Here is a 17565-nt window from a genome sequence, read left to right as displayed (position 1 = left end):
ATTTCAAATTAATATTCAATAAATTTTCTAACTTTAATTTATCCATTGGTAGAGACGATCCCACAAAATATCGCAAATCCGCTCACTACGTTGCTCTACAAAGTCTTTATCCCATACACAAGTAGCACCTAATTGAACTATTGGTGCAAGATGTTGTTTAGTCGGCGTATTTTTTAATAAATCTATAGTTTGGGGATTTAAGACTACTCCATAACTCTGAGCTTCAGACTGTAATTGGGTTAACTTAGCTGGGTCTGTTTCAGCTAAGTGCTGATAGTAGATAAACTTTTCTATCCACCCTTTGTTGCTAAGTGAGCTATTAATTGGGGTAGGAAGAAGAGTTAGATTTCCTATACGCTGATAGTTATCATTCTCATATAGAAGTGGCTCCCAGCTTGAACGATACTCAGGCTTTTGTGGCGCTATATGCTCAATGCTTTTCAGCTCATCAGAAATCCATCTTTGGGCTGTTAAATAAGATGGAGTGGAACCCCGATTTCCAACTTTCATCAAACCTGGAACATTAGGATCGGGTATTGTATCTTCGGATACAATAAAAAGAACAAATCTACAAATTGTTGCAGATTCATCGTATCTTAGATAATCTTTTGCTTTATTTAACCAGTCAGATTTCGTTCCAATATTTTTACCTGCTAGCACATCCTTTAAATACTTTTTGAGAAACTGCGTAGTTAATTCAGCATCTCCTTTCTCCCAGGAAATATGCTCTCTTAATAGTTTCCTATAAACTTCATCCAGACCTGAAGTAGATAAAGCTGAACGCCATAGAGTGAAAAATGCTGCTATAGCTTTAGAAGCCAAAATAAATTCTTTGTCTGCATTTTGCTCACTTCTTATAACCCGAGCATAGAAACGGCTTAGAACTGTATTTGCCATCCTATGATTAGCTTTTTGAATATAGCTAATACAAACAGTTCCTAGCCCTCTATCAGGTTCAGGAATATTATCAGTTCCCCCTATAAAAGGAGTTGTTAATGGATTAAAATTAACTATGTTATCCCAATAGGTTGCAAGATTACCTATTTGATTAATAAATTCTTCTTTACTCGGGGCAGAAGAACTGCTTTCATATCCTTCATTCAACCATCTTCTTTGTACACTAAATTGTTTTGACAGCTTTGAACCATCATGTACTAAAGCGAAAAGAGTTAAAAATTCGTTAGTTAATTTATTCTTTGATGAAGCGCTTTTTCTTGAACTTAGTAATCTATCGGCTGATTCAAGATATTTTTCTGAATTTGAGCTTTTAAAACTGGAGCCAGATGATTCAACATGGTTAACTACCAACGGCTTAAATGTTTCAAATGCAGTGAGAGGAGTTCCTGTCGCATTTAAAGACTGGAACATATCAAATGCTCTCACGTCGGAAATAGGTTGAATAATAGTGAAACAACAACACTGAAGTAAGTAGTGACAAAAAGCAAATAACTGAATTAGGCTACATATTTGCTTCTCTTCACTAGACATCGGATTTCCTCGGTTTTCCACCCTGCTTACTAGGTCTGGTCGAGGATATGTCCATAAATCAACTTCTGAAAACCTGCGAAGGATGTCCCAAGCTGGCGGAAAATCTGTGTCTTTGCTTTCGTGGGCTTCTTCTATATTCTTTAAAAATTGATTAATTCTTTTAATATTCTTCCCAACTAAAGAATTATTAGCTCCCTCGGGCAAGTTAGACTTGGTATGTATAGAACGTATAAACGCTGCCAAGTACGAAGAAATTTCAGACTTGTAATTATCCTCCTTACCATCAAATGTCCATTGATCTATAGAAGCTCTAATTATTAACGGCTTGCGATTTGGAGTACCTCTTCTAAGATCGAGTGAAAAAACATCAATAAGCCGATCAACATATGTATTAATTGCTTCTCTCAACCCATCAAAATCCTGAACAGTTGGAAGCGTCTTTTCAATTAGGCATAATTTTTTATATAATTGGCAGGCAACAATAGCTATCGTTGAAATCCTCTGCTGTCCATCAATTACATTATCCACACGAATTGGCAGAGCACGAGGATCAAGTGGTTTGATATTTACTATTGGATTGCTATCCGTTACAAGAATAAGTGTTCCCATAAAATGGATAGGATCGCTTGCCCCATCTACTATGTCCCTGACACCACTACAGATATCTTCCATTAGCTGGTCTATGTTTTCGGTATCCCAGCTATATTCACGTTGGTAAAAAGGGATATAGTAACCAATACCAGGCTGCTGAAAAAAGTTAAGTATCGCTTCACTTCTATTAGTAAATACTCTAGAAATATCCATATCTTTTTACTCAACTAATTATAAGTGACAAGCTAAACAGGGTAGTTCGTTATCCTCTTCATCAAGTATGTTTTCCAATACTTCTGCTAAAGATTGTTTACCTAGAGATTTAACTTCCCTAGCCATTGACTTTTCATGTTGAGCAATAATCTCATCTTTACGCTCAAGCAATTCCAACAAAGTCTCCCCTTGAACCCAGGTGTATGTTCTACCGTCTTTATGTCCTTGCTCATACTTAACTGCTTCAGCAAATAGATCGGGGTGTTCCTGCGCCAGCATCACCCACTCATACTTGCGTTGGAAAAAGCAAAAAAAGCAACCAGACCGACTACGCCAACGGTAATAATCTGGCAAACCAATTCCACTTTGTTCAAGAATTCGGAAAATATCAGCTTTAACTAATCTGCGTTCCTTAAATGGAAAAACAGGCTTAATATTTGGCTTAGTAGAAATATAACCTTCACGGTTTTCATCTGCCCTAATGCCTATGTAGCTAATAGCTTCGTCATTCCCAACAAATTCCTCAAGGGGTTTAATTTTCATCATTACAGTACACCAGCGCATTTGCGGTGACGGTAACAATCCGTCATGAATTTCCAGCCAATGGTCAAAACCTCTTTTAGCACTTAGATAATGAATTTTAATGCCTAGACGGGCTTTGATCCGCTCAAGATATTCGTAGGTTTCGGGTAACTCCTTATGGGTATCACAAAAAAAGTATTCCATCTGTGGAATCTTTTTGTGCAGCAACACTGCCAAGGCAGTGCTGTCCTTGCCACCGGATAGGCCCAAAATGTGTCTAACTGGTTTTTCGCTCATCCTTTGGCTCTTGGCTTTTTCTGGGAATTTTAACCAAACCGTCCTGAGAAACTGACCCCAAGACCCACTCAGCCAATTTAGCTACTACAGCTTGTTGTAGCTGGGGATTGTCATACTTATTTAATATTCCCACAATTTCCTCGACAACGCCATCAATTTTGGTTTGACTTTCATGGTCGAACCAAACAAGAGAGTGAGTTTCTTGTCCATCAGGGCGCGTCACCGTAATTTTCCTCGCTTCAAACCCTTCTCTAGCGCGGGTTTGAGCATCTTTCTGAATAGCCTCTAAATTCTTGAACTTTCTCGCCAAGTCCGAAAGCTTAACTTCAAAATTCGTAACGTCTTCATCATTCCAAGACTCAGCAGGCTTGTCAGCGACAATCATCACCAATGCCTCTAACCATTCAGCGTCCTTCTTGGTTTCATCTGCCGCCGCCATCACAAAACTCTTGATATGACGTTCTAAGCATTGACCCGATAAATAACTGGCTCTCACCCGCAAGTCTTCCCGTAGTCTATCCTCATTACTCCGCACGGCAAATGCGCTATGCAGCAGAGATAGGCACTCAGTTAATAGACGATCATAAGCAGTTTGAATCTCATGGAGCGCTGCAACTAACTTTTTCCGTAAGGTTTTCGCTACCGTACCATCGTCCTCATCACTTGCCACAATAGGAGGTAAACCACAAGCTTTTGGTAAAGAAGTAAATAGTAGTTCATCGGGTTCTTGCGCCTGCTGTAAAGTTTGGAGTACAGCCAATGCTTCCGAACTCAGACGTTTGGTTTTCTTAGTATAAGCAGGCAGCTTTTTGACAAACTGAAATAACGGTCTTACTACTGCAAGCAGCGTTGCATTTCTAATTCCTGCTAACATTTGAGCATTGGACGAGCGCAAAATCGTTTCCAGTTCCTTGAAAACTTGCGATCGCAATCCCACCACTTCAAAATACTTAACAGCAAACCTAGAATAGTCTTTTAAGAACAACTCAAAATGTTCCGCTCCTAGAACTGGAATAAATGTACCGTCACGATAAACCCCCACATCATCGATGTGGTATAACAAAACCGCCGCCAGCAGTACCGGAACTACTCCTTGTTTAACACCATAAGGAGGTGCTTCTAATAATTTGTAGAGATTATTTAAAGTCTGTTGTTTCTCCTTAGCAGAAAAACAAAATTCCTCAATCGCTTGCCATATCGTGCTAACACCAGATTCTTCATTTGGTGGATAAAATCCCCAAGTTCCTTCTTCTTGGCGATGAATTCCCGTCTCACTCAAGACAGAATAATACATACTAACTTCTGGGCCATTTCCTTGCAAAGAAAGTCTTTCTTCCTCTGCGTGTTCCAGCATCCCCTCAATTAATTCCCGTCTCGCTTTCGACCCTTGAGAAGTTAATTCACGGCGATTAATTAATTCATTCCAAAGAATAGGAGTCGAACTATAAACTCGCTCGCAAACCTCAGAAAGCTTGGCATTAAAATCTGTAATGTAGCTAATTGTTTCTGATTTCCCTTGAATCCAACAAGAATTTTTATTAGCACCTACATCAAATGATGAAGCTAAGGTCTCATTTAATAGTTCCTCAGCCTGCACCAACCGATAGCGAACTTCCTGTCTGGCTACTCCATCTGTTTGTAACTCAGAAGCGCTGGTTTGAATTTTTTTCAAGGCTGCAAATTCTCGCGCTCTAATTTGTAATGAATCAAGTTTAGCAGCCGCCAAAATAATTAAAGGCTTTCCATCCGCTGTTTGGGAAGGAACTTGATTGGGTAACTGCCTATCAACCCAGTATCCTACTAATCCATCACAATCAGAATGAGAACACCGTAGTTGGTTTAAATTTTCTAAACCATCTAAATACTTGCGTTCAAAATACCGTAATGTTCCTGTTTTGTAACTATGACGTTGTGCAATTAAAGGAGTTAAAGGACGAACTGTAGATAAAAGATTTACTAAAGGCGATCGTTCTTGCTCGATATATTTAGATAACTCAGCATCAACATTAAAATCAGAACCTTGCCAAATTCGCAGTTCATCCAACTGGCGTCGATAAGTAAGGATACCCTTTTGTAGGAGGCTCTCTATTTTTTGTTCCCAGTGCAATTTATTATCATCTGTAGCAATATCACACATAGCTAGCGTGACTAAACTGCGAGTTGCTCTCAATGGACTTGTAGTAGTAATCAGGTTTAAAATACCAATTATCTTTAATACTTGTAAACTGTCTTCATCTAAACTCTTAGCATCGTCAATTAAATTTTGAATTTCTACCCAGCGTTGCAGATTGGGTCTAGATGCTAATCCTACTCCCACTGCTTCAATAAAGTAGTCATAAACTCTATATAGTTTTAAGGTTGGTAAAACATCCCCTGCCACTACTGAAGTTTCTTCTAAATAATTTTGAAACGAATAAGGTTCAGCACTGGTGAGAAAGGTAAAGAGAGAGCGATCGTTTTGAGCATAACGACTACATAATTTTGGCAATACTAATGCTGCAATAGGGTGCAATGGGTAAACAGCAGTTAGAATAGAAGGAGTGATATCATTTGTAATATCATTTGGCAAATATTCAAACCACTCAGCTACGTGATTGTGAATTCCGCAAAGAACTGTTTCAGCTTGAGATGAGTCAATCGCTTGACCAATTAACCTCATCATTTGTGCGTCAGAATCTCTAAAGGGAATGTCTTCAAATCTTCCCTGAATCTTTGCCCATTCGTTGCGCTGTACAGATGCTAATCTCTCTCCATAATCAGCAAATGATTGGTGCAACAACCCAAGTAGATAAATTTGATAATTCTTATCTTTAGGTAGTTCCGCTAATTGCTGGAATAAATATAAATCTTCTACTCCTTGGTTTTGAACGGCGAATTCTAAGTTTTTTCCTAATTCATCAATAACTAATAAAACACCAGTATCAGCTTTACTTGCTACTTTTTGTACTAACTTTAGAGCCTGGCGGCTGTCTATAATCTTACCATCTGTAATATCATTACTTAGGTCTAACAGCTCTCTACAAACGCCAATTTTAGCTCGTTGTTGTGCCGTCCAAAATAGTTCGGCTCCCCGATAAAGTGCTCTAACTATAGTATTACTTAATGGCTCTCTTTGGGCAGTAGCAACGGCACGAAATAAACCTGGCTCTGGTATTTTTTCATTCAGCGCCTGATATTCCAAACTATCAGAGTCAAATGCTGTAGCGGCAATTTTTAGTGCTTCTTGCCGCATTGGGCTGTTTTGAGAAGCACATAAAGAAGTCAGAAAATGGGCAAAGGCGGATTTGCCAGTACCATATACCCCAGTCAACGTCCAAGCTCGGTGATTGGAAGTCCCGTTCAATCCCGCTAGAATACGTCTGATGGCATCAAGTGACCTTTCTGTTGGGATATAGCCTTCCAAAGCATCTACTTTTTCTAGATCCCGTTCTAAGTTGATAGAACGAAAGTAGCGCCGCTTGAGGCTGAAATATTGAGATAAACGTTTATTCATTCTTAGCCCCTTTAGATCGATCTCTGTAGTATTTGTCTAGAATATCGTTTGCCAGCTGCTCTGGCTCAGAAGTATAGGAAAATTGAATTAATCCCGCTGATTCGGAGAAGCCAATTGAGCTTAATTGTCTCTCCACTCGTTCGATAGCCTCGCAGATGGCACTTTCTGTTAGTTTGAACGCCATACCTGGACTGCCAACATCGTAGAGAAGCCGAGAAATCGAGATTGTTCTTTGTTCCCGTCCGACCAAACTAGCATATTCCAAACAAGTAGCAACAACTATCTCTGGCGGTAAAGTACCTTTGGCACCGACTCGAAACGTATAGTGTCTGGAGTCTCCAGCAGTATGGATAATCCCTAATTCGGTAAATGGACAATCAAGGGTATCCTCGCTAACACCCGCCTTAGAGATTCCTTGTTCGACGTACATTCTCAGGATACAGCTGACATCTTTTTTAACTGAAGATTCAACGATACGAGATGCTACAGTATCTTTGTAATCGCACAGGGCGTTGAAAAACTCATCTTGGGAAAATTGGACTTGGCGGAAAATATTAAATGTGAAATACCAAGCTGTTGCATTGCAGGGAGGTTTGAGCAGGTTCCAATGTAGCAACCATAAAGAAGCGGGGTCTTCTAAAAATGGGTCCCAACCATTATCCCTTAAAAGAAGCTCGCCAAATTCTGTTGGTATATCATCTTCTAGCACTTTGAAGGCATTACACCAATAGCGAATGGCATTTACCATGTTTTTGCCAACCCCTAGTCGGATCGGGACATCATCATCTAAAAAAATGCTGGAATTGTTGGCATTCTTCTGGGCGGCATCGAAACCTTTTTTGAGCCAACCAAACCGGGGATGAAACGTCTCGTGACGAGCAAAGACTGGATTTACACTATTAATTTGGCCTATAACACCATCTAAATTAAGGCTGAGTTGCTTGACCATAAAAATTCTGTTAATAGATTAGCAAAGGATCGTCTAAAAATTACTAAAATCCTAGTTATGGCTTAATTAAAGAAACTCAAAAAGTTTCTCTGGGAAGTAGCAATTGTTTATCCATGAGCGCAATGGCTTTTAGCAACAATAGCCAAGACAAACTAGAACAAATGTACTCTACCATACTGGAGATTGACGCGATCGCTTCTTGTTGCCAACAAAGCCGAGTTGGTAAGGGAGTACCGGATGCTCTTTACGTTCACGTTAAGGTACTGCACGCTTTAGACCCCCTGCTTCAAGAAATCGTGATGATGGATTCTTTTTTCCAGCGCGGTTCGTTGGCGAGTGCGGTTCTGTTCAGAACAAATACATCAGTCTGATAACCTGCTTCGTTACGGACGGGTTTGAGCAGGTAGTCACCGGGATGGAGTAGGGTAGCTCGCATCGGTCAATTTCCACTGATAGTTTTAAGCGAAGAAAGCCCGTAACGTCGAAATGGTCGCCTGTTCCTAAAGGCATTTCCACAATAACTCCGTTGTGTAGTTCGTAGCGGTGGGCAGAGTTCTCTGGGTACCAGGCAACGAATTCGTCAAAGGTGACTGGTTTGGATATGGTTTGGGCTTGAATCATGATCATACCCTTATTTTAATTGGGTTTTGAGTTTTTTCTACTCTTAAGAGCTTCCAACCTTATTTGCGCTCCATTTGTTTACACTTGTTGGGGTCGGTCGCACCGTGCCGCGATTCGGGTTTTTCGTTATTCGCTTGGCTCACCTTTATGCTCTTTTCTTTCCAATAATGCCTTTTTGACCAAGACAAGAACTAGCTTTGAGCGATCGCTACTCATCTCGTTTCCCCAATTTTCGCTCCCAACAGCTCTTTTTTGAAGTCATTCGGTTTCAGGGGCAACCTTGTCAGATTTTTAAATATTTAATCATCTAAATGCTTAGATATTCATGGGCATCGAACTGCTGGAGGTATTAAACAACGGACTTTTCAACAAGGGAGCTCATTTCGGAGCCTGACTGTGCAGCAGCAGATTTAAGCTGGCGATGCAATTGCTTTGGCAGATAAACAGTAGTGCGGACAAAATTGGGGTCTTTGCTTTTGGACAACGCGGAACTGGGCGAGGGTTCAGGTTCACCCGGCTTGAGTTTCTTGGCTTTTAGCAAATCATCAAAGCGACTCATGGCAAAATCTCCTTGCCGACGGCGAGGTAACAACCCCAAGCTGCTTTAGCGTAGGCATCTTTGACGGCGCTCACGGGAACCCCTGCGAGGGCTGCCTTTTGAAATACTGCCAGTCGCCTTACGTCAGACTTGAAGATGGGCAGTCCAGCTTTTTCAATGGTTGCCCTGCACTCAATCCCTACTTTACTCGAACCTGGCGGGATGAGCGTGAGCAAAATGCGGTAATTGGACGAAAGCGAATGTAAGCCTCGACCATTTGCAGCATGGCGATCAGGGCCATTGCATCGGGAGAACTCAGCAGGATCAACAAATCGCATCCTTCTGCTAGGGTTTTAAGTTCATCCGGTGCGGGTCTGGCAGACGTGTCGATGACGATATGTTCGTAGTCCCTAGCAAACTTAACGCCTTGCTTCTCATCCACCACTTTGAACGGCAGAGAGCCACGAGCCGACCAATCCAATGCGCTGCGATTGAGGTCTCCGTCCACCAAAAGCGCGGGTGCTTTAGTTTGCAAGTAAGCGGCCAAATGCAGTGCTGTAGTTGTCTTTCCGACCCCGCCTTTAAATGAGGCGACTGTCATTGCAAAATCGGGTACGGCTGATACTGGATCACACCTCCATTTTCAACAGCGTCCAGGGGGGACTGATGGCGAGAAAGTGCCGCCACAAGCCGGGTTTATCCAGATGGCAATAACTGGTAAATTGCCGGAGAAAAGTCAATGACAGTTTACAAAATTAAACATCGGGATGAATTTGATTTTAGGCTCGTTACTTGGTATGAATTCAGAACACCTAACATTAATTTACCAAAATTTCCCCCTGTAGAGGATGAATTGTCTGCTGTGCCGTTACCGAGAGAGCAACTGTCACAACTGTCACAAGACCTATTAGACTCGGAGCCTGAAGAAATTCCCGATTGGTGACGTGAGCTTTCTTTCCCAAGCCAGAAGCAATCGGCCCCCTATATTTGTGAGAGTCCTCAATTATGTGGAGTAAGTGCATCTACAAAACCTGCTTTTAGGAGAATTTTTGGCGTTGCTGAATTGAGGTATGATTTGTGGGGTCAAGGCATTGGTAACAAGTTAAGCTAAGAAAGCATTTGTCAATCAGCAATTATGCTCAACATTTACTCGGATTTTGGGCCCAAAACTGAGATTTGGGCGATCGTGCGATCGTGCCGAGGGTGATATTTATACCTACTCGCTCTCAAATCGTGAATTTTCCACTCCTAAAAAAGCAGTTTTTTTGAGTAATATTACTGATTGACAAATGCAATTAAGTCTTAACTTGTCACCAATGGGGTCAAGGGATGTTTTGGCTACCCGATTTGCCTCGGCAAGAGCGCGATTGAAATGATACGATGGATAGGGAACCGGAACCTCCCAAAACTTAAGATAATGAATTACTAACCTCATTGAATGTTTAAGCATTTCTACCTCCTGGAGAATAGCACAGTGTCTTGCGATGAAGTCGAGCCAAATAATGTCTTAGTCGCGTATTCTCGCCCTCTACTCTGGTCATGTAAGTTTTACAGATAATTTGATCTCCATCTGGGATAAACATGGGGTAAATTGGCCATCCATCTGTGATATAAAAGTAACATTTCCAATTGCCAATTAATTCCCATAGTGGCCGAAAAGTTATAGCACTATGACCTCCCAATACCCATCCTAAAATCCCTGGTTGAAAATGATTTACGGCTGTCCATAGCCAAAGCTTATTTTTTTTGACCAACAAATGTTTCTAGTTCATCAAGTTCTCCCACCAGGGGAACTGTCTCTGGTTCGTAAGCATCCGGGAGCAATTCTCCTACTTGCTTTACCCAATTTATAATGCTGGTGTGATGTACTCCTTTAATCCTCTCAATTGCTCGAAAACCCATACCATTGACATACATTTTGAGACATTCACGTTTAACTTCTTCCGAGTAACCTTTATGAGGTTGGTAGCAATCTATAAATTGTCGGCCACAACCGACACAAATATAATTCTGTTTACCTTTCTTCTGACCATTTTTATTGACATGAGTTGACTGACATTCAGGACATTTCATAAGCTCTGCGTTTTTTGAAGTATTATTTTTTGGCGAGAGCACTATAAATAAATTTATCATACCCTAATTCAGCAATGCCCTGTCAAAAAATAAACGCTCAAATGCTCGCTCTATATACAGTAAAAATTTGGTTCTTATTGTTATTTTCCCCGAGTGACAAAAGAGGGGTATTTCGAGGGATTCAGCCCCCTAAACCACTTTGACTATCTGGTTCCGATCGCTCATCATCCCTACTCCTCGCCTCTATCCGATCTAGCTCTTCTGCAACCACTGCCCAAAAATCAATATCTTCAGAGGAAATACCCTGAGCTAAAACCAAATCTTCTCCGCGAACCTTGATTAACTCCCCTCGGACAGAAACAGTCAGAGAAGACACCGAAACCCCTTCCGACTCTCCCACGATCAGATCGTACAAATCTCCTACCCGAACGCGAGTGTACTCATCAGTCTCTTCCACGCGATCGCGTGCATAATTGATTAAATACTCAAAAGCTCTTTGAGCCGTTGGCAGGATAGACTCAGCCATTTTTACCTGCTGAATATCCATTGTCGGTGCTGGCGGTACTGAATCAGGATTCAAATCGCCTGCTGGCAGGTTCGGAATTATCGGCTCTAACCAATTCGAGAATATAGCCAAATCCTCTGAGTTTTCTTTAACAGTTGCACCCAATACCTCTGCATCGCCATAAGATAGAGCGCTTTGCACTTCACCCTCTAAAGTAATCCGTAGGACGATGTGGCTGTCTCTATCTGAAATCACCCTGATTGCTTCACCATCCTCTAAAGAGGCTGTCCAATCTTCTATAACTTTGCGTTTCCCTAGCTTCAACTGCTGGCAGCCATCTAATAAAGTCCTAGAGAGCAAATTCTCTAGCTCTAAACGCTCTTCTTCTGGCAGCTTTACTACCTCTTCTGTAAACTGTTCTCGTACTCGCTCTTCACTTTCATTCTGGTATTTCAAAATAGCCGAATTGCTTAAAGTAAGAGGTACGATTAGTTCGCTAGAATTAGAGCGATCGCTCTTTAAATCTTGCTCCTGTATTTCAGCTTCTAAAGTTCCTGTTTCTGTCGATCGCAAATCAGCTTCATCCTCCTCTCCTTCACCAACCAACGTCCCAACTTGATTGTCACCATCCGCTTGCGAAAGCCAAACCAGCAAATTTTGTTTTGGTTGCCTATCTTGCCTCTTTGAGGAGGATAAGCCTTTAAGCTCAAGAACTCGGCGTTCCCAATCTTTGTTTAATTCGATGAAATTGGCGGCATTAGTTTTTACCAGACTGATTTGAGCATAGGCATATTTCTCACCTGCCAAGGACAGAGCAAAATCAATCGCAGCGAGGCAGCCGTGATAGAAATCTTGAGTCTCGCCGATGCAGACACAATCTTCTATACCTGGTCCGCAATTGGTTTCTCTTCCAATTTGTCTAAGTTGAGAAATAGATCTAACAGGCAACCTAGAAATGGATAGCTTACAGTCACCTTCTACTGAACTTGAACTTAAACTTTGTTCGGGTGAGTTATCTTCTTCATCATTGATAAAAGTTGCTATTTTAGCTTCTAAAAGGCTAAGCATTTGTACACCGCTTTCTTCGTCTATTAATTTAACTGCCCGATCCAATCCCGCCAGCAATCCCTGGTAAAAATCTTGAGTTTCTCCAGCTATTGCTCGGTCAGTTGCTATCTTCTCAAAAAAAGCCAGCCCTATTTGTTTTAGCCTCAAGATATAGTCAGGGGGAAATCTCTGTATGGTGTATAAAAACATAAGTGTTCCGCCATCTAAAAGCGCGTCGATCTTTTAGCAACCAACCTATCATGCGCTCTTGTCGCTCTCGGTACGCCTTCAGTTGTAACTAACTTTAGTTCTCAAGGCATAGAACATTAAACCAGTAATTGTTTTATCAAAAAGTATTGTCCGGAAATAAGCCATTGAACAAATGCCTTTTGCCTATTGCTATAACTAGCTGGAATTACAAGAAACAACAGCCACTCGGACGATAGTTTTGCCTCTCGATCGCGTTTTAATAGCCCGCAAGATTAATTTTGCCGATGACTTTTGAGGTGGGAAATTAGGAGGGACGGCGGATTGAGTTTACAGCCTTTAGCTTTTAGCTTTAAGCAGTAACTTGTACTGTTAATAGGAGAACGGCGTTCCCATGCATTTTGACTATCAATACAGCTCTCGACAGCCTGCACCCGTCGCCGATCCGCTGCGGCACAGCAGGAGGCACATACTAGCATCCGTCCTATTGCTACTGGACAGCGATCGCGCTCTTGCCGACTGGTCTCTCCCCCAACTGCCCCACGTATCAGGGTTTACCTACAAAGGAAATCGCTTTTTGGTAGCAACTGACAAAGAGGCTGAGCAGATAGTTTGGGGGTGGCTCGAGAATAATTTATGGGCAGTAACCAATACTGATGAAGATATTGAGTTGCTACTTCAGCACTTGCAAATTTCCCCATCTCTAGTTGAAGCATTTAATGGACAAGCTGCTATCCATTACCTTCGGACAGTTCATCCTAAAAAATTTTGCAAGCTTCTATCTCCTGCTATAGCCAATCCCACCCAGTTTGTGCAAGCTCTGTTTGAGAACCGCAGCAGAGCGCGACTCATTAAACGCGCCATTTGTGAATCAGCCCTGTTCTCGCCTCTGGCAACGACCGAAGTGGAACGGGCTGGATATCTCATTTACTGCATTATTAATCAACCAGAGGTACTTCCTGGCTCGCTCAAACTAACAATCAACTATCCTTATCCCTACAAGTCAATGAAAGAGCGAGCTTAGAAGTATTTAGCGGCACCTGCTAGCATTCATGCACCCGACCGCATTGCCGTTGTCTTTCACAGCAACGGTATGGTCACTGTTGGCAATTACCTTTCCGAATGGGAAAAAATAAAAAAATTCCTAATGCGCCTTCAGAGACATCACCTTGATATGAGAGTATAACTATAGTTTTTCTACAAAACGGTCTGGGGATAGTGAGGGTTCATGCCTAAAATGCAGACATTCCCAAACTTCAACAAAAGTGTAAATATGCTTACAGTTTTAACCGCCGCCTCCTTTTGCACTCCGTATTGGAACTATGGTGGCACGCTACCGGGGGGCAATTCATGACAAAGATAATCTCACTGTTCAATCAAGCCGGCGGTGTGGGGAAAACCACGATCGCGCTCAATCTCGGCTACCACCTCTCCTTACGAGGCCACAAGGTTCTTCTCATCGATATCGATCCTCAAGGTTCTCTAACGCTCTTCATGGGGGTTGACTCTCAGAATTTGGATAAAACTGTGTTTGATGCCATTGTCAATGAGGAACCTCTTTCCATCCACACGGGCATTCACGGTATGGATTTGGCTCCTACCAACATCAACCTCAGCGCGGCTGAAATTCAACTGGTTAACATGGATTTTCGGGAAGTTCGCCTCAAAGATGCGATCGCCCCTATTCAAGACAACTACGATTTCATCCTCATAGATTGCCCTCCCAGTTTAGGGTTGCTCAGCTACATCAGCCTGGTAGCGGCGAATCACGTCTTAGTCCCCGTTGAGACTCACTACAAAGCCTTTGAGGGCACCAACCTCCTGTTGCAAACAGTAGCGAGAATCAGAAAGAAAGGAAACCGCTCTTTGCAGATAGCTGGTTTTGTTCCCTCCCGCTATGCTGCTGCCAACTCTCAGGACAAGCGGACTCTCAAGGCTATGAGCGAGCAGTTTACGACCTTCGGTCCCGTTTACACCCCCATCCCGCGCATAACTGCTTTCGCAGATGCTTCCGAGAAACAAGTCCCGCTTGCTGTTTACGAACCTAAAAATCCCGTCGTCAAAATATTAGACCAGCTAGCCGCCAAGATGGAGAAACTCAATGTCAAGTAAGAATGACCAGCCCTATAAAGGTAAAGCCAATTTGAGCGTTTTGTTTGGAGATGATGAAGTACCAGAACCAACGGCAGAAAGACAACTCTCGATTGAGTCGATCGAGCTTCCATCTTCTCAACCTCGCCGATACTTCGACTCCCAAGCTATGCAGGCTTTGGTTCAGTCAGTAAAAACTGATGGAATTCTCCAACCTCTATTAGTCCGTCCTTTGGGAGAGGAAAAATACGAGCTAGTAGCAGGCGAAAGGCGGTATAGAGCTGCAAAAGAAGTGGGATTGACAGAAGTCCCTGTTATCATTCGGGACTTGACACAACAGCAAGCTCTGCGCGTTGCATTAGTTGAGAACCTCCAGCGGGAAGACCTCAACCCAGTCGAAGAAACGGAGGGGATATTGCAACTGCTCTCCCATCACCTTGAATACGATCTCGAAGAGGTGGTGCGACTGCTCTACCGGATGCAAAATGACGTACAGAGGATGAATGATAACGTTATCATTCATCATGAAATGCAAATAGTCGTCAAGGTTTTTAGCGAATTGGGGCGGATGTCATGGGAGTCTTTCGTCAGCAATAGACTGGGACTGCTGAAGCTGCCGTCAGACATCCAAGAATCCCTCCGCCGAGGTCAGATCGAGTATACCAAGGCACGAGCGATCGCCAAAGTAAAAGACGAGCAGGCAAGAAAGTCGCTTCTAGGGGCGGCGATCGCTGAAGGTCTATCTTTAACTCAGATTAAAGAACGCATCGCGGATTTAAAGGCAGGTACTTCGGAAGAAGAACCGGAACAAAATCTGAAAACCAAAATCAAAGGAGCTTTAACAAAAGCGAACAAGTCCAAAGCTTGGAGCGATCCAAAGAAGCAGAAGCGCCTCCAAAAAATTCTAATAGAGCTAGAATCCCTCTTAGTAGATTAGAAAAAACAAGGGCAATGCCGCATTCTGCCTAATCCGTGCAACCGGATTCTAGAGAAAAAGTTCCGCCATTGAAGGGATGGTTGTACCCATTCAAAGACAGAAGCGCTCGGAAACTTCTGAGTAATTAAATATGCGACTTCTAGCGGACGCTGTCATACAGCAAACGGCAAGGCGGTTAGGATATTTCAAGTTCCTAAAACCATTGATTCTAGTTCGTTTTTTCCCTAGTCCCTAGTAAGAGCTACCCTAATCCCTAGCTATACTTCGGGCGAGCGGCGCGATCGCGCCGAGTAAAGGGCTTGATATTATTTCTGCCCTGGCTGGTGGGAGGCAAAGTTTAACTTTTTGTGAAGGATGCTGTGTTAATCGAGAGAACATTCTTTTTTGGCGAGCGGTCTGGTACAGGCAATCGCGCACGGGACAGAACAACTATTTCTGTAAAAAGAAAAGTCGCGCACGCTAACAATTCTAACCAAGAGTGGCAGTGAAGGAGAAATGAAGGAGAAATTATTAGCTTGGCGACAGTGAATGAGAAATCAGCTTTTAGGTAGAATTCGATCGAGCTTGGCAGTTGATAGGTTAGAGACATAGAGATGAAACCGAAAAAAGCAAACTCAAACCCTGTTTGGCTTATGTTGACAGTTATGCCACAAAGTCACACTCTTTCAAACCACAGCCGACTTTCACCGCCGGCAAAGTATCAAACCCTGTTAGACTGTTTTTTGGCAGATTTTCAAAAGTCGCTAAATGCTTTAGCCCGCGCTTGGAACAAGTATCAGCCCAACGATTCGCTCTCAAATGACAGAAAACAAGACTTAGATTGGCTTGAAACGACGCTGCAAGAGTACAAGATTTCCATCCACACTTCAACTAGCAGCCAAGAGTTTTGGAAAGGTTGCAGGGATGGAAAAAAAAGCAGGAGAACAATTTCTGACGAAGGCTCGCCAAACGTCGCACAAACCTTACTCAACGCGATCGCGAATCCGAAAGCCACTCAAATATACGAGCTGGGGTTTCAAGTTGGATGGCGGTATGTTCGCCTCAAAGACTACTTGCTGCGAATCAGAAAGCAGCGAAAGTTGGAAGAATCCAAGCAGCTTCAAGATTATCAACAGTTTTTAAGTTTTATCCGCCAAAAGGCTGACTCAGAAGATATGGACTCGTTCGTAAGCTTTGGATGGAGGCGCGAGAGAAATCCAGGGCAATGAGAGATAAACGCAGTAAAATCTTGGCGGTTGATGATACGACTGACAACTTATTTATTATGCAGGCTATCCTCTCCGAAGAAGGCTACTGCGTCAGTACAAGTTCTAGCGGACTTGATGCTTTAGCTTTAGTTGAGGAGTCGCCCCCAGATTTACTCCTGTTGGATGTAATGATGCCAGAAGTAGACGGTTACGAAGTAACTTACAGAATTCGCTCAAATCCTCAACTTCCCTTTATCCCCATCCTGTTAATGGCGGCTGACAACTCAACAACCATAGCAGATGGACTCGACTTGGGGGCTGATGATTTCGTTTGCAAGCCCATCCAGGTAAATGAGTTGCTGGCTCGTGTCCGCAGCCTCCTGCGACTCAAACACAGCATAGATGCGATGCTGGAAATGACAAAGGCACGAGAGGATTTTGTGGCTCGTCTTACCCACGACTTGCGGATTCCCCTAGTCGGCGCTGATAGAATGCTGACCCTACTCCAACGAGGGAAATTCGGTGAACTGCCCGTTCAAGCGGTAGAGGCGATCGCAACCATCGGCAACAGTAACCAAAATTTGCTTTCGTTAGTCAATACTTTACTAGAGGTTCACCGGTTTGAATCTGGTTGCAAAACTCTGGCGCGCGCCCCCTTTGACCTCAAAAAACTGCTCAAAGAAGTCGTTAAGGAACAGGAGGCTGTGGCTATTGATAAAGGACTTGTCCTAATACCATTTTGCCAAATAAGTGCTACAATGCCAGAAAAATAAGGGATATTTTATGAAGGTCAACTATCAAGAAAG

15 protein-coding genes and 2 pseudogenes are annotated in these 17565 nt (G+C 42.7%); 7 read left to right on the top strand and 10 right to left on the bottom strand.

What is annotated here, in order from left to right:
* Window positions 1-33 precede the first annotated feature (33 nt).
* The 4 genes from QUB56_RS10610 to QUB56_RS10595 form a co-directional block, all read right to left on the bottom strand.
* Window positions 34-2292 carry a DUF262 domain-containing HNH endonuclease family protein gene (locus QUB56_RS10610; RefSeq protein WP_332955107.1) on the bottom strand — a complete coding sequence of 753 codons (2259 nt, stop codon included), beginning with the start codon at window positions 2290-2292 and terminating at the stop codon, window positions 34-36.
* Window positions 2293-2310: 18 nt separating this feature from the next.
* The gene (locus QUB56_RS10605) at window positions 2311-3111 is read right to left on the bottom strand and encodes a phosphoadenosine phosphosulfate reductase family protein (protein WP_332955106.1); all 801 of its coding nucleotides are present in this window, start codon (window positions 3109-3111) and stop codon (window positions 2311-2313) included.
* Window positions 3092-6343 (bottom strand): hypothetical protein, encoded by a 3252-nt coding sequence (locus QUB56_RS10600; protein ID WP_332955105.1) that lies wholly within the window; start codon window positions 6341-6343, stop codon window positions 3092-3094. The genes QUB56_RS10605 and QUB56_RS10600 overlap by 20 nt, the downstream gene beginning before the upstream one ends.
* Window positions 6344-6596: 253 nt before the next feature.
* Window positions 6597-7553, bottom strand: a complete 957-nt coding sequence (locus QUB56_RS10595) for a DUF4007 family protein (protein WP_332955104.1) — start codon at window positions 7551-7553, stop codon at window positions 6597-6599.
* Between the two features lie 113 nt (window positions 7554-7666).
* Between QUB56_RS10595 and QUB56_RS10590 the strand changes: the two genes are divergently transcribed.
* The gene (locus tag QUB56_RS10590) at window positions 7667-7924 is read left to right on the top strand and encodes a hypothetical protein (protein WP_332955183.1); all 258 of its coding nucleotides are present in this window, start codon (window positions 7667-7669) and stop codon (window positions 7922-7924) included.
* Here QUB56_RS10590 and QUB56_RS10585 read toward each other — a convergent pair.
* The 4 genes and pseudogenes from QUB56_RS10585 to QUB56_RS10570 form a co-directional block, all read right to left on the bottom strand.
* A pseudogene (locus QUB56_RS10585) lies at window positions 7846-8174 on the bottom strand (Uma2 family endonuclease); the annotation flags it as partial. The gene QUB56_RS10590 and the pseudogene QUB56_RS10585 sit on opposite strands and share 79 nt — an antisense overlap.
* A 349-nt stretch (window positions 8175-8523) precedes the next feature.
* The gene (locus QUB56_RS10580) at window positions 8524-8733 is read right to left on the bottom strand and encodes a hypothetical protein (RefSeq protein ID WP_332955103.1); all 210 of its coding nucleotides are present in this window, start codon (window positions 8731-8733) and stop codon (window positions 8524-8526) included.
* Entirely contained in the window at window positions 8730-8948 is a 219-nt protein-coding gene (locus tag QUB56_RS10575; protein WP_332955102.1) for a hypothetical protein, read from the bottom strand. Before QUB56_RS10575 ends, QUB56_RS10580 begins: the two co-directional genes overlap by 4 nt.
* Entirely contained in the window at window positions 8912-9313 is a 402-nt protein-coding gene (locus QUB56_RS10570) for a ParA family protein (RefSeq protein WP_332955101.1), read from the bottom strand. Before QUB56_RS10570 ends, QUB56_RS10575 begins: the two co-directional genes overlap by 37 nt.
* A gap of 138 nt (window positions 9314-9451) precedes the next feature.
* Here QUB56_RS10570 and QUB56_RS10565 point away from each other — a divergent pair, with 138 nt between their 5' ends.
* The gene (locus QUB56_RS10565; protein WP_332955100.1) at window positions 9452-9655 is read left to right on the top strand and encodes a hypothetical protein; all 204 of its coding nucleotides are present in this window, start codon (window positions 9452-9454) and stop codon (window positions 9653-9655) included.
* A 444-nt stretch (window positions 9656-10099) separates the two neighbouring features.
* Here the strand turns inward: QUB56_RS10565 and QUB56_RS10560 are convergent.
* Together QUB56_RS10560 and QUB56_RS10555 are read right to left on the bottom strand one after the other, a co-directional pair.
* Window positions 10100-10785, bottom strand: a pseudogene (locus tag QUB56_RS10560) (IS1 family transposase); the annotation flags it as partial.
* 181 nt (window positions 10786-10966) lie between these two features.
* The gene (locus QUB56_RS10555; protein WP_332955099.1) at window positions 10967-12547 is read right to left on the bottom strand and encodes a hypothetical protein; all 1581 of its coding nucleotides are present in this window, start codon (window positions 12545-12547) and stop codon (window positions 10967-10969) included.
* 391 nt (window positions 12548-12938) lie between these two features.
* Between QUB56_RS10555 and QUB56_RS10550 the strand changes: the two genes are divergently transcribed.
* From QUB56_RS10550 to QUB56_RS10530, 5 genes are all read left to right on the top strand, one after another.
* Window positions 12939-13568, top strand: a complete 630-nt coding sequence (locus QUB56_RS10550; RefSeq protein ID WP_332955098.1) for a hypothetical protein — start codon at window positions 12939-12941, stop codon at window positions 13566-13568.
* Window positions 13569-13894: 326 nt separating this feature from the next.
* Window positions 13895-14656: a ParA family protein gene (locus QUB56_RS10545; RefSeq protein WP_332955097.1), complete on the top strand. Its 762-nt coding sequence runs from the start codon at window positions 13895-13897 to the stop codon at window positions 14654-14656.
* Window positions 14646-15572, top strand: a complete 927-nt coding sequence (locus QUB56_RS10540) for a ParB/RepB/Spo0J family partition protein (RefSeq protein ID WP_332955096.1) — start codon at window positions 14646-14648, stop codon at window positions 15570-15572. The genes QUB56_RS10545 and QUB56_RS10540 overlap by 11 nt, the downstream gene beginning before the upstream one ends.
* 644 nt (window positions 15573-16216) lie before the next feature.
* Complete coding sequence (locus QUB56_RS10535; protein ID WP_332955095.1) at window positions 16217-16780, top strand: hypothetical protein; 564 nt, start codon at window positions 16217-16219, stop codon at window positions 16778-16780.
* Entirely contained in the window at window positions 16777-17532 is a 756-nt protein-coding gene (locus tag QUB56_RS10530) for a response regulator (RefSeq protein WP_332955094.1), read from the top strand. Before QUB56_RS10535 ends, QUB56_RS10530 begins: the two co-directional genes overlap by 4 nt.
* Window positions 17533-17565 lie beyond the last annotated feature (33 nt).

This window comes from Microcoleus sp. AR_TQ3_B6, assembly GCF_036702785.1.
GTDB lineage: Bacteria > Cyanobacteriota > Cyanobacteriia > Cyanobacteriales > Microcoleaceae > Microcoleus.
Note: the sequence above shows the minus strand (reverse complement) of the source record. Positions and strands in the feature narration are given on the sequence as shown.